We start from the raw sequence: 12,957 nt of genomic DNA, 5'->3' as shown, positions 1-12,957 counted from the left end.
AGCGCTTGTGAGGTGTTGGTAAAGCCAATCCGACCATCAGCGTCCGTATAACCGTCGCTATCGACTAATCCATCGAAGAGTCCATGTAGATACTCAGGATTGGCGCATAACCATTCAGACGGCAGATGTTTTTCATGCCGCTTGCCGCAGCGGGCTAACAATCGTGCCCATTGCAGCGAGTAGAAATGAACATTGATGATGCCCGGGCCTTCTGACTGTACCGGTTCGACACCGGTGACTTCCTGAACACAGTGACTCAACTTGTCGGCGATGGACTGCTCGCGTTCGCTGAAATACCAGGAGACCCGACCAACTTCAGAGTTTTTCGAGGCGGCGATGAAGGCATGACCATCACCTAGGAAGGTACCGAACAGATAGCCGAGCTCATAGGAATCGCGGATCTCACAGTGATAGCGCGCAAGCTGTAGATCCTTGCGAATGGCGCAATCGGCAAGATTGATTTCGATGTGATTCGGTAGTTCAAAATCGATCCGGCGCGGGAACAGACAGACACCGCGTTCGACTTCAGCAATCGGTGTCCAATCGATTTTTGATTCACCTAGACGAGTTGGGCGCTCCAACACCTTGACGTACCCTTTGGAGGCAACCGTCTCGGCACTGACCGTACTCAGATCGCCAATCAGATAGCGATGGTCGGGCGTGGCCAACGTACCCAGAAAAGACGCTGCATGACGGATTTGCATGACCTCGCGCACGCCGGTGCACCAAGCATTGACGACCGTAACCGGCTTGCCGTCACGATTGATGACACGATCACCAGGATGTACCTGCTCAATATTTTTATAGGTCGCGTTGGCCATCAAGACGCGCGTACCAGCCGCAAAACAGCCCGGCCCGATGCCGACCTTCACCGCGTCCGCACCGGCCTCGACCAGGGCGCGCGCGGCCTCCGCGGTCGCGATGTTGCCGCCGATGACCTGGAGATCCGGATAGTGTCTCTTGATCCAGCGCACCCGATCGAGCACGCCCTGCGAATGACCATGCGCCGTGTCGACCACCACCACATCGACGCCTGCCTCGACGAGCGCCGCGATCCGCTCCTCGGTGCCCTTGCCCACACTCACCGCGGCGCCGCAACGCAGACGCTCGTGATCGTCGCGCGAGGCCTTGGGGAAGTCCCTGGCCTTCTGGATGTCCTTGACCGTGATCAGACCGCGCAGCTCGAAGCGATGATTGACCACCAACACCTTTTCGATGCGGTGTCTGTGCAGGAGGGCGATGACCTCTTCGCGGCTCGCCCCCTCCTGGACCGTGACCAGCCGCTCCTTGGGGGTCATGATGGTCGAGACCGGCTCGTCCATGCGTGTCTCGAAGCGCAGGTCGCGCCCAGTGACGATGCCGACCAGTTCGCCGCCGTCGGTGACCGGGACGCCCGAGATGTTGTTGGCGTGGGTGAGTGCCAATACCTCGCCAATACTCATACGTGGCGAGACTGTGATCGGATTGCGGATGATGCCGCTCTCGTACTTTTTGACCGTCAGCACCTCGCGCGCCTGGCGCTCGACACTCATATTCTTGTGTATGATGCCGATGCCGCCCTCCAAGGCCATAGTAATGGCCAGACGCGACTCGGTGACGGTATCCATGGCTGCCGAGATGAGCGGGATGCGCAGATCGATCGCGCGGGTCAGTTTGGTGCTGAAATCGACCTCGTTCGGCAGCACGGTGGAGTGGGCTGGAACGAGCAGAACATCGTCGAAGGTGAGTGCTTCCTGGATCAGGCGCATGACTGGAGGCTCCGCGGATCGCGTCGAGAGACAGGAGGCCGGAGCAAAGGCGCAAAAGGCCCCGGCGGCTTGGCGCCGCCCGGTCGGAGCAGGCTCCCCGCCCCAACCGGCGGTGCTCTAGATAAACGTTTAAGTCTAAAATAATTGACTCAAAGAGTAAAGATGGGTTTCTCACGCGACATCCACAGCGTCTCGCGTCTGGTCAGCGAGGCACGTGCTGTACTCGAAACCGGCTTTCCGCTGCTCTGGGTACGCGGCGAGATCTCAAACTTTTCCCAACCCAGCTCGGGGCATCTCTATTTCAGCCTCAAGGATGCCGGGGCCCAGGTACGATGCGTGCTATGGCGTTCCAAGCGTCAGCGGCTGACCTTTGCCCTGGCCAACGGACAACAGGTAGTGGCACGCGCGCAGGTTTCGCTCTATGAGCCCAGGGGTGAGTTCCAACTCCTCATCGAGCATCTGGAACTGGATGGCGCGGGGGCGCTACGACTGGCGTTCGAGCAGCTCAAACAGCGCCTCGCCGCCGAAGGGCTGTTCGACCCGGCGCTCAAGCGTCCACTCCCGGCCTTCCCGCGTCAGGTCGGACTCATCACCTCGCCAACCGGCGCAGCGGTGCGCGACCTGATCACCCTGCTCGAACGGCGCCTCCCGGCCTTACCCGTACTGATCTATCCGGCCCTGGTACAGGGCGAGTCGGCGCCCGAGTCTCTGATCGCCGCGCTCGAGCTGGCCAATGCGCGTGCTGACTGCGATGTCCTGATCCTGGCGCGCGGCGGCGGCTCGCTGGAGGATCTCAATGCCTTCAATGACGAGCGGCTCGCACGCGCCATCCGTGCATCCAGGATCCCAGTGGTGAGCGGCGTCGGACACGAGATCGATTTCACCATCGCCGATCTGGTCGCCGACCAGCGCGCGCCCACGCCCTCGGCGGCAGCGGAATTGGTCGCGCCCTCGGGCGCGCATCTGAGCGAGCGCGTGGCGATGCTTTTCAACCGACTGGTCGCGGCCCAGCAGCGTCGACTCGACACGGCTCGTCAGCGCCTGGACGCGAGCCGGCGCCACCTGAATCTATTGCACCCGATGGCGCGGCTTCAGCAACAGATCCAGCGGCTGGATCGCGCCGAGTGGCGACTGCGCACGCTCATCGCCAACCGGCTCGGTGAGGCCCGCCGGCGTCTGCAACCGGTCGTCGAGCGGCTCGAACGCCAGATACCCGTGCATCGGATCGAGCGTGCACGCTGGCGATTGGAGGCGCTGGAACGCCGTCTGCGCCGTGCTCAGTCCGAACTGCTGACACATCGGCGCGAACGGCTGTTGCGCGCCGTCGCCGGACTAGAGGCGCGCAGTCCGCTGGGAACCCTGAGTCGGGGCTATGCCATCCTGACCCGCTGGCCCAAGGACGAGATCGTCCGTGACCCCGCCCAGGTCGCACCGGGCGATTGGCTCCGGATCCGGGTGGCCGGTGGGTGGATCGAGGCGGTGGCGCGTTGATTGGGATGAGGTTTCGCCTGGTCTTCCCTCTCCCCAACCCCTCCCCCGCGAGTGGATAAGGGCTAGGGTATGCGAATCGTTGGCGAACAGTGCCTGAACACAACACAATCTTCGCGCGAAAATTGTCGATCACCTAGACGCGGTTGACCAAGAGTTCATGCTGCAACTGAAAGACCTGAGTTTCCGTCGCGGCCCCAATCGGCTGCTCGAAGGGGCCACACTCAGCCTCTATCCGGGCTGGAAGGTTGGACTGGTCGGGGCCAACGGCTGCGGCAAGTCAAGCCTGCTCGCCCTGCTGCGCGACGAGTTGCACGCCGAGGCCGGCGAGGTTGTGATCCCGCCCGGCTGGGAGATCGCCCATGTCGCCCAGCATACCCCGGACACCGATCGCCCGGCCATCGAGTTCGTACTCGACGGCGATCGCGAACTGCGCCGGCTCCAGTCCGAGCTGGCCGAGGCCGAGGCGTCCGGCCAGGGTCTGCGTCAGGCCGAGCTGCACGGACGACTGGAGTCGATCGGCGCCTATGAGGCCACCAGCCGCGCCGCACGGCTGCTGCATGGTCTGGGTTTTGCGCCCGGCGAGGAACGACGTCCGGTCGACAGCTATTCGGGTGGCTGGCGGAGGCGGCTGGCCCTGGCCCGCACCCTCATGTCCCGTTCGGACCTGTTGCTCCTGGACGAGCCGACCAACCATCTGGATCTCGACGCCGTCATCTGGCTCGAAGGCTGGCTCAAGGCCTATGCGGGCACATTGATCCTGATCTCGCACGACCGCGATTTCCTCGACGCGGTGGTCGGTCATACCCTGCACCTGGAACACCGGCGTCTGACGCTTTACATGGGCAACTATTCGGCCTTCGAGCGCCAACGGGCCGAACGTCTCGCCCAACAGCAGTCTGCCTATGTGCGCCAGCAACACCAGATCGCCCAGATGCGCCGCTTTGTCGAGCGCTTCCGCGCCAAGGCGACCAAGGCGCGTCAGGCCCAGAGCCGCCTGAAGGCACTCGAACGCCTGGAGCGGATCGCCCCGGCTCATGTCGACTCACCCTTCCGCTTCGGCTTTGAGCCGCCCGACCATCTACCACGCCCACTGCTGCGGCTCGAGGCGGCCGTCGCCGGCTATGGCGAGCGGACTGTGCTCGATGGGGTCGGATTCAGCCTCGCCCCCGGCGACCGCATCGGTCTGCTCGGACGCAACGGCGCCGGCAAGTCCACACTCATCAAGGTCCTGGCCGGCACCCTGCCGCTTCAATCTGGGCGTTGCGAGCGCGCCCAGGAACTCAAGATCGGCTATTTCGCCCAGCATCAGCTCGATCAACTGCGCCCCGACGACAGCCCGCTCGCCCATCTGCGTCGTCTCGACCCGCAGGCGACCGAACAGGCCCTGCGCGACTATCTCGGCGGCTTCGGCTTCGCCGGTAATCGGGCCCTGGAACCGGTCGCGCCGCTCTCGGGCGGGGAGAAGGCGCGGCTGGTGCTCGCGCTCATCATCCGGCAGCGCCCCAATCTGCTGCTCTTGGACGAACCGACCAACCATCTGGATCTGGAGATGCGTCAGGCCCTAGCCGAGGCGCTCCAGGAGTTCGATGGGGCACTGGTGCTGGTCTCACACGATCGCCATCTGCTACGCGTCACGAGCGACACGCTCTGGCTGGTCGACGGCGGTGCAGTGCGTCCGTTCGACGGCGACCTCGACGACTATCCGGCCTGGCTTGCCGGACGCCAGCTCCAGGACCAGCAACGGCGATCGAAGGATTCAGGCCCGAGCGAACGCGGCAGCGAGCGCAAGCAGCAGCGGCGTCAGGCCGCCGAGGCGCGCAAGGCACTGCAACCCCTGCGCACGCGCGAGAAGGCCCTGGAGCGACGGCTCGCCGAGCTGGGCGAACGCCGTGCCGCGCTGGAACAGGAGCTGGCCGCGCCCGAACTCTACGAACCAGCCGCCAAGGATCGCCTGCTCAGGCTCCTGGACGAACAACGCCGACTCCAGGCCGACCTGGAGGATACCGAGACGGCCTGGCTGGAGGTGAGCGAGGCCATTGAGAACTTCCAGACCGACGATGCCTGAGACCACCGCGCCCCGGCCTACCCTCGTCCTCAGCGGGCACAGATCGCACTGGTCCTGGCTGCAACAGATTTGGTCGCGCGTGCGTCTTACACTGACGCATGCGGCGATCCTGATCCTGGTCTTGACATTGGGCTATGGTCTCTGGCCCTATGGCACCCTCCGGCGTCTAGAGCATGCGGTCCTGGCTGGGGATCAGGCCAAGGTCGCTGCCCTGGTGGACCTGGGCGCGGTGCGCGACGAGATCGCCCGCCGGCTCGACAAGGACCGGAGCAGTCTCATCGAGGCGGTCTCGGACAGCTTCATCGACTGGCTGGAGGCAGGGATCCGTCAGCATGGCGTCGCGGCGCTCCAGCGGTTGGTGACGCTCGACTGGGTACGCGAGCAGTTTCTGTTGATCCCAACACTCCAGGGACCGGGGATCTGGGCGTCGATCTCGGAGATCTTCTTCAGCGCACCGGACGATCTGCGGATCCGGATCGAGCGCGCACCCCTGGCATCGCCGCTCAACCTGAGACTCCAACTCAAAGGACTCGCCTGGCAAGTTACCCTGATGTACGACTGAAAGCCCCATGAGCGTTCAATACAAGGCCTCCAATCGGGCCCGTCGGGTCGTCGCCTCACTGCTGGTTCCGACCGAGACGCCCTTTAAGGACTATCTGAAGGCAGCCGACTATTGCACCGCCATCATGCTCTATACCGATCGCCCGGCTGATTATGAGTATATGGTTCAATGGCGCGCGGCCTTCGCGGCCCTGATGGTGGCCGGACCCGACGAGCGCCGACGTCTGCTCAAACGCCTGCGCGAGGATTTCAAACAGGGACACTCTCCTCTGCCGAGCCTCCAACCCGAGACCCCGACGGCCTCCAACTGAACGCCCAAAAGGGCACTTCGCAACCAGGATTCCAGCGCATGTCTTCATCGACCAAGCTCATCAAGAACTGCCCCAACGACTCTACCTTTGATCTGCCACCGCTGTCGCTCGACGCCGATGGGATCGCGCACGACTTCAAGCACTATTACGTCCATACCTTCGGACGCGATCGTCAGTGCTTATCGGCCCATTACCCCTATCAGGCACTGGCCACGACAGTGCGCGATCGATTGATGGAGCGTTGGAAGACCACACGTCAGGCCTATGACGAGTCCGGTTGCAGGCGCGCCTATTACCTGTCGCTGGAATTCCTGATGGGGCGGGCGCTGTCCAATGCCACCTTCAACCTGGATCTCGACGAAGCGGTGGCACGCGGTCTGCGTACCCTGGGGCTGGAACTGGAAGAGATCGCCTCGACCGAGCCGGATCCGGGTCTGGGTAACGGCGGTCTGGGCCGGCTTGCGGCCTGCTTCCTAGACTCCTGCGCCACCCTGCAACTGCCGGTACGCGGCTACGGGTTGCGCTACGAATACGGCATGTTCCGCCAGGTGATCGAGAACGGCGCTCAGGTCGAGGAGCCGGATCACTGGTTGCGCGAAGGCCATCCCTGGGAGATCGAGCGCCCCGAGTTCACCCAACGCATCCAGTTCGGCGGTCGTACCGAGACCCATCGCGACCAGAACGGGCGCATCGTCGTGCGCTGGGTCGACACCCATGATGTGCTGGCCATCCCCTATGATGTCCCGGTGCCAGGTTATCGCAACGACACCGTCAATACATTACGACTGTGGAAGGCGGCGGCCACTGACGAATTCGACCTCGACGAGTTCAACGCCGGCAGCTACACCGAATCCGTGGCGCAGAAGAACGCCGCCGAGCACATCACCATGGTGCTCTATCCCAATGATGCCAGCGAGAACGGCAAGGAACTCAGGCTGCGTCAGCAGTATTTCCTCGCCAGCGCCAGCCTCAAGGACGTGTTGCGCGACTGGATCCGTCTGCACGGACATGACTTCAGCCGCTTCGCCGAGCTGAACTGCTTCCAGCTCAACGACACCCACCCGGCGGTGTCCGTGGCCGAACTGATGCGCCAGCTCCTGGACGAACACCATCTGGAATGGAACGAGGCCTGGGACATCACCCGCCGCACCCTGGCCTACACCAACCACACGCTTCTACCCGAGGCCCTGGAGCGCTGGCCGGTGCGGCTGTTCCGCCAGCTCCTGCCGCGGATCCTGGAGATCATCTTCGAGATCAATGCCCGCTTCCTCGACGAGGTCGCCCTGCGCTGGCCGGGCGACATCGACCGTCTGCGGCGCATGTCGCTGATCGAGGAAGGACATGACCCCCAGGTGCGCATGGCCTATCTGGCGATCGTCGGCAGCTTTTCGGTCAATGGCGTGGCGGCGCTGCACTCACGGCTGCTGGTCGAGGGACTGTTTCGCGACTTCTATGAACTCTGGCCCGAGAAATTCAACAACAAGACCAATGGGGTCACGCCGCGCCGCTGGCTGGCGATGTGTAACCCCGGCCTACGCGACCTGCTCAACGAAACCATCGGGACGGGCTGGACGCGCCATCTGGAACAGCTATCGCGTCTAGCCCACTATGCTGAGGACAGCGCCTTGCGCGCGCGCTGGCACGCGATCAAGCAGGCCAACAAGGCCAGGCTCGCCGAGCAGATCCACGACCTCTGCGGCGTCGATTTCCCGCTCGAGGCCATGTTCGATGTCCAGGTCAAGCGCATCCACGAATACAAGCGCCAGTTGCTCAACGTCTTGCATGTCATCCATCTCTACAATCGCATCAAACACGGCGACACCGCAGACTGGACGCCGCGCTGCATACTGATCGGCGGCAAGGCGGCGCCCGGCTATTTCATGGCCAAGCTGATCATCAAGCTGATCAACTATGTCGCGCGCGTCGTCAACAAGGATCCAGCCACCTCTGGTCTGCTGCGCATGGCCTTCGTGCCCGACTACCGGGTGTCGCTGATGGAGGTGATCGCGCCCGGGACGGATCTCTCGGAGCAGATCTCGACCGCCGGCAAGGAGGCCTCTGGGACCGGCAACATGAAGTTCATGATGAACGGTGCCGTGACGATCGGCACGCTCGATGGGGCCAATATCGAGATCCGCGACCAGGTCGGTGAGGACAATTTCTTTTTGTTCGGTCTGACGGCAGAGGGCGTGGAGTCGTTGCGCGGACACTATGACCCCAATGTCATCATCGCCAATGATCCGGCACTACGAGAGGTGATGAACCTGCTTGAGTCCGGGTATTTCAACCAATTCGAGGGCGGGCTCTTCGACCCGATCATCCACTCGATTCGCAATCCGCATGACCCCTGGATGACGGCGGCGGATTTCAGGAGCTATATCGAGGCCCAGGAACGCGCGGCTTTGGCCTATCGCGATCGCGAACGCTGGGTACGCATGAGCATCCTCAATACCGCGCACAGCGGGTATTTCTCTTCGGATCGCACCATCGCTGACTACAACCGCGACATCTGGCGTCTGCAGCCCGTAGCGCCGAGGCCGGTGGCTTGAAGCCCTTTTCCTGTACGGGCCGCTCTCCCCTCTCCCGTGCGAAGAGAGGACACTACTCGGCGCCGCTTGCCGAATCGCCCCGATTCGCCCGATCGAGGAGGCTCAGCTGAGCGGCGATGGTCTCGACCCCTGGCATCCGCACGCCGTGCCGTGCGGCCTCACGCAGTGGACGGCGGTATAGATACTCGACCTCGAGCGGGCGCTTGGCCAGGAAATCGAGCCGCATGCTCGGCGCATAGGGGGCCATGCGCTCGGTGGCCGCAAGGAGCTGGGGGATGAAGTCGGGCGCAAAGGGGACCCCGCAGGCCGCTGCGCCCGCGGCGACCTCATGCATCAGACGCTCGGCCAGGGCGCGCGCCTCGGGATCGGCCATGATGGCATCCGTGTTGCGGTCGAGCAGCACCGATAGCCCGTTGAACGGGATGTTCCAGGCCAGCTTGCGCCAGCGCGCTGCCGGCAGCGAGGGCTGGACATCGGTCTCGATGCCGCCGGCACCAAAGGCCGCTTGCAGCCGCGGCAGCCAGACGAGCCCAGGTTCATCCCGGGCCGCTAGACTGATGCGACCATAGTCCAGATGCACGATATGCCCGGGCCCGACCTTGTTCGAGCACAGAAAACAGAGCCCGGCGATCACGACGGCCTGTGGAAAGCACGCCGCCAGTTCCTCTTCTAGGGTCAGACCATTCTGCCAGTTCAGGATGACCGTCCCCGCGCCGACCAGGGGTGCGAGCAGCTCGGGCAGCCGATCGTTCAGGGTCGTCTTGAGCCCGATACAGACCACCGCGCTCGGCGGGATCAGATCTGAGCTGGCATAGACCTCAACCGGATGGAACAGGTGGTCGCCGAGCGGCGAATCGACGCGCAGTCCGTGCGCGCGAATCCAATCGACATCGCTGTGGGCGATGAAACGCACGGTCGCGCCACCCAGGAGCAACCGAGAACCATAAAAGCCGCCAAGCGCGCCCGTACCTAAGATCGTGAAACTCAGAGGCGTTGAGTCAGACATCGCAATCCTGGGTGGTCAAATCAGGGGCCATCTTGCACGAAAGATGTGGAGACGGATAGATGACAACACACCTAAACAGAGGCTCCATCATGGCAGATGACATCCGATGCGCTTGGTCTGTTCTGCGGCTGTGGGGTGCGCGCATGGCGCGCGCCCTCTGGCTGATGCCGCCACTGCTTGTCAGCCAGCCGACCCTGTCTAGCCGGGTGCTCGCCTCTGAGTCCCTGATCCAGCACCAGCTCGAGGTCCGGATCGACCCCGAGCACGGACGGATCGAGGCCAGAGACCGGATACAGCTCCCCGCCGCCAAAGACACCTGGTCGCTGATCCTGCATACCGGACTCGATCCGAAGATCGTCGCCGGCGAGGCCGACCTGACCCGTGTCACCGAGTTCGAGCATCTGACGGAATATCGCCTGCACCGCAAGACACCCGGCCCCGTGACCCTCGCCTATGGCGGGCGTATCCACCATGACCTGGAACAGATCAACGAAGGCCTCGGGCGCGCGCATCCGTGGTCGCGCGGGACCATCGCCCCGGAGGGCGTCTTTCTCGCCGGCACCAGCGGCTGGTACCCGCGTCTCCCCGAAGCCCAGCACGCCTTCGTGCTCGATGTCAGCCTGCCCGAGGGCTGGTCGGCGATCAGTCAGGGTGCGGGCACAACAGATCCGCCGACCGGGCGCTCACACTGGTCCGAGTCGCAACCCCAGGACGACCTCTATCTGATCGCCGGTCGTTTTAACATCTATCGCAGGCGCTCGGAGGCCGTACCGGCCGAGGCCCAGGTCTATCTGCGCGAACCAGACCCGGCACTCGCCGAGCGTTATCTGGATGCCACGCTGGAGTATCTCGCCTTCTATTCCGACCTCATCGGCCCCTACCCCTTCGCCAAATTCGCCCTGGTCGAAAACGTCTGGGAATCGGGCTACGGCATGCCATCCTTCACCCTGCTCGGTCCCCAGGTCATCCGTCTGCCGTTCATCCTCGAGACCTCCTACCCGCACGAGATCCTACACAACTGGTGGGGCAACGGGGTCTATGTGGATTATGACGCAGGCAATTGGAGCGAAGGGCTGACCAACTATCTGGCCGACTACTGGTTCATGGAGCGGGCCGGACGCGGGGTCGAGGCGCGGCGCACTATGCTCAAGGGCTTTGCCGACTTTGTGCGCCAGGGGCGGGACTTTCCGCTCACCGCGTTCGTGCAGCGGCATGGGGCGGACACCCAGGCCATCGGCTACAACAAGGGGGCCATGGTCTTCCACATGCTGAAGCGCGAGCTGGGGGATGACGCCTTCATCCAGGGTCTGCGGCGCTTCTATGCCGACCACCGCTTTCGGGTCGCCGGCTATGCCGATCTGCGCCGCGCCTTCGAGGGGGTGAGTGGGCGCGATCTGGGCGCCTTCTTTGCCGCCTGGACCGAGCACACCGGCGCACCGCGGCTGGCGCTGGAGGAGGTCGAGATCCAAAGCGCCCCCGAAGGCTATCGGATCCGCGGTCTGATCCGCCAGACCCAATCCGAACCGCCCTTCCCCCTGCGTCTGCCGCTCGTCATCGAGCTCGCCTCGGGCGACACCATCACCGAAACGATCCCCAGTCAGGCGCGCGCGACCCGCTTCGACCTCGCCTTCCAGTCTGAGCCGGTGCGTCTGCGCCTCGACCCCGAGTTCGAGGTCTTTCGCGCCCTGGCCCCGGGCGAGCTGCCCGTGACCCTGAGCGCACTCTTTGGGGCCGAACAGGGTCTGATCCTGATCCCAGCCGCCGCCCCCGAGGCGCTCCGTTCGGGCTATCGCCGCCTGGCCGAGCGCTGGCAGACTGGACATCCCGGCTGGCACATCGCCGAGGATCTGGAGTTCAAGCGCCTGCCGCACGATCGGCCCATCTGGCTGCTCGGCTGGGAGAACCGCCATCTCCCCGCCTTTGCCCAGGGGTCCAGCGACTTTGGCCTGACCCTGGACGCCGAGCAGGCCCCACGTCTCGAGCTCAACGGCGCCCAGGCACAGATCGATCCGGCGCGCGACAGCCTGGTGCTGACCCGTCAGATCGCCGATCAACCCTTAGCCTGGATGGCCACGCGCCTTCCCGCGGCCCTGCCCGCCTTGGCGCGCAAGCTGCCGCACTACGGCCAATCCAGCATTCTGGTCTTCAGCGGCCCGGAGGCGACCAACAGGTTCAAGGGGCAATGGCCGGCGGGTGATTCGGCCCTCAGCTATCGTCGACCGCCTCCTTGAGGCGGCAGGCGCCACGATCAGGCGACGGATTGATAGTAGAGATTCTGGGGATGGCGCGCCTCGGCAAAGAATGACCAGCGTTCGATCAACAGGCCGAGGAATTGGATACAGAAGGCGATGATGGGCAGGCTCGACGAGGCACTGAGATAAGACAGGCCGATGAGCAGGATGGGGACCGGGAACACCAGCACCAGATAGAGGACGCGCAACCGCTCGACCAGTGACTGGCTTTGGCCATGGAAGAACTCGCGGGTATTGAAACTCCCGCCCGTGGCCCCCTGGGCCTTCTGGACCAGGGTGGCGTGGCGCACGCCGATGGCGGTTTGGGGCGTGCTCTTCGGCTTGAGCCGGGCGTTGCGATGCAGGTGCGCCAGGCGCGAGACCAGCCCGGCCAGGGTCAGGATCACGGCCCAGGTGCCGTAGAAGGTCACCAGTGGATTGCCGAGATAGGCCGAATAGGCTGCCGCCAGCATGAAGCCCGAGGCCGTCCCCAAGAACAGGAAATTGGTGACCGTGAACGGGGTATGCCATTCCTGCAAGAAGCGCACCGCGGCATAGATCATGGCGGTACAGATAAAGAGCGCCAGACTGGCCAGTGTTCCCAACACCCCGAGCAGCAGGGTCAGATCGACCTGCAACGCCTCACCGAGCTGAAACAGCGGGCGGGTCCAGTTGAGCCAATGCGCCATCCCATAGGCAAACACCAGTACCATGACGATCGGCAGCACGATGACCTCGCGCGACAGCCAGGAGGTGCGCCACATGGCGATGGCGCGCCAGGCCCGTTCCGGTCGCCCGAGATGGAAGAAGGAGGCCGCAAGACCGGCCCCCAGGAGCAGCAGGGCGACCAGGCTGCCTAAGGCATAGAAGTGTTCAGACTGGGCGGGCAGGAAGCGGGCAATGGCATAGAGCTGACCCGTGACCATCGCCAAATACAGACCCTGGCCGGCACCGATCAGCGTGGTCAGAAAGATGACTGAAAAGGCTGGATGCAT

General features: G+C 63.8%; 8 protein-coding genes and 2 pseudogenes. 6 read left to right on the top strand and 4 right to left on the bottom strand.

Annotation, left to right across the window (positions count from 1 at the left end; all coding sequences use genetic code 11):
- Window positions 1-746 precede the first annotated feature (746 nt).
- Window positions 747-821 (bottom strand): annotated as a pseudogene (locus E6P07_RS14140) (hypothetical protein); the annotation flags it as partial.
- Window positions 822-1,748 (bottom strand): annotated as a pseudogene (gene guaB / locus E6P07_RS03435) (IMP dehydrogenase); the annotation flags it as partial. It lies immediately after the preceding pseudogene.
- Between the two features lie 162 nt (window positions 1,749-1,910).
- Here guaB and xseA point away from each other — a divergent pair.
- The 5 genes from xseA to E6P07_RS03410 all read left to right on the top strand — a co-directional run bounded on the left by xseA (window position 1,911) and on the right by E6P07_RS03410 (window position 8,725).
- Window positions 1,911-3,239, top strand: coding sequence for an exodeoxyribonuclease VII large subunit (xseA, locus tag E6P07_RS03430; protein ID WP_153974323.1), 1,329 nt, complete (start codon window positions 1,911-1,913; stop codon window positions 3,237-3,239).
- Window positions 3,240-3,396: 157 nt separating this feature from the next.
- Window positions 3,397-5,304, top strand: coding sequence for an ATP-binding cassette domain-containing protein (locus E6P07_RS03425; RefSeq protein ID WP_153974322.1), 1,908 nt, complete (start codon window positions 3,397-3,399; stop codon window positions 5,302-5,304).
- On the top strand, window positions 5,297-5,866 hold the full coding sequence (locus E6P07_RS03420) for a DUF2939 domain-containing protein (RefSeq protein WP_153974321.1): 570 nt from the start codon (window positions 5,297-5,299) through the stop codon (window positions 5,864-5,866). The genes E6P07_RS03425 and E6P07_RS03420 overlap by 8 nt, the downstream gene beginning before the upstream one ends.
- Before the next feature lie 7 nt (window positions 5,867-5,873).
- Entirely contained in the window at window positions 5,874-6,176 is a 303-nt protein-coding gene (locus tag E6P07_RS03415; protein ID WP_153974320.1) for a hypothetical protein, read from the top strand.
- Window positions 6,177-6,214: 38 nt separating this feature from the next.
- On the top strand, window positions 6,215-8,725 hold the full coding sequence (locus E6P07_RS03410; protein ID WP_153974319.1) for a glycogen/starch/alpha-glucan phosphorylase: 2,511 nt from the start codon (window positions 6,215-6,217) through the stop codon (window positions 8,723-8,725).
- A 52-nt stretch (window positions 8,726-8,777) separates the two neighbouring features.
- Here E6P07_RS03410 and E6P07_RS03405 read toward each other — a convergent pair whose 3' ends face one another.
- The gene (locus tag E6P07_RS03405; RefSeq protein WP_153974318.1) at window positions 8,778-9,731 is read right to left on the bottom strand and encodes a 2-dehydropantoate 2-reductase; all 954 of its coding nucleotides are present in this window, start codon (window positions 9,729-9,731) and stop codon (window positions 8,778-8,780) included.
- An 89-nt stretch (window positions 9,732-9,820) separates the two neighbouring features.
- Between E6P07_RS03405 and E6P07_RS03400 the strand changes: the two genes are divergently transcribed.
- Window positions 9,821-11,962, top strand: coding sequence for a M1 family metallopeptidase (locus tag E6P07_RS03400; protein WP_246172910.1), 2,142 nt, complete (start codon window positions 9,821-9,823; stop codon window positions 11,960-11,962).
- 17 nt (window positions 11,963-11,979) lie between these two features.
- Here the strand turns inward: E6P07_RS03400 and soeC are convergent, their stop codons facing one another.
- Window positions 11,980-12,957 carry a sulfite dehydrogenase subunit SoeC gene (soeC, locus tag E6P07_RS03395; RefSeq protein WP_153974317.1) on the bottom strand — a complete coding sequence of 326 codons (978 nt, stop codon included), beginning with the start codon at window positions 12,955-12,957 and terminating at the stop codon, window positions 11,980-11,982.

The organism is Thermochromatium tepidum ATCC 43061 (assembly GCF_009664085.1).
In the GTDB taxonomy this organism is placed as follows: Bacteria; Pseudomonadota; Gammaproteobacteria; order Chromatiales; family Chromatiaceae; genus Thermochromatium; species Thermochromatium tepidum.
This window is presented reverse-complemented; position numbering and strand designations above follow the sequence as displayed.

Excerpts from the sequence above, each read along its gene's own strand:
- E6P07_RS03420 (WP_153974321.1), top strand. The coding sequence starts at position 5,297 with ATGCCTGAGACCACCGCGCCCCGGCCTACCCTCGTCCTCAGCGGGCAC.
- E6P07_RS03405 (WP_153974318.1), bottom strand. The coding sequence starts at position 9,731 with ATGTCTGACTCAACGCCTCTGAGTTTCACGATCTTAGGTACGGGCGCG.
- xseA (WP_153974323.1), top strand. The coding sequence starts at position 1,911 with ATGGGTTTCTCACGCGACATCCACAGCGTCTCGCGTCTGGTCAGCGAG.
- E6P07_RS03410 (WP_153974319.1), top strand. The coding sequence starts at position 6,215 with ATGTCTTCATCGACCAAGCTCATCAAGAACTGCCCCAACGACTCTACC.
- E6P07_RS03425 (WP_153974322.1), top strand. The coding sequence starts at position 3,397 with ATGCTGCAACTGAAAGACCTGAGTTTCCGTCGCGGCCCCAATCGGCTG.
- E6P07_RS03400 (WP_246172910.1), top strand. The coding sequence starts at position 9,821 with ATGGCAGATGACATCCGATGCGCTTGGTCTGTTCTGCGGCTGTGGGGT.
- E6P07_RS03415 (WP_153974320.1), top strand. The coding sequence starts at position 5,874 with ATGAGCGTTCAATACAAGGCCTCCAATCGGGCCCGTCGGGTCGTCGCC.
- soeC (WP_153974317.1), bottom strand. The coding sequence starts at position 12,957 with ATGCATCCAGCCTTTTCAGTCATCTTTCTGACCACGCTGATCGGTGCC.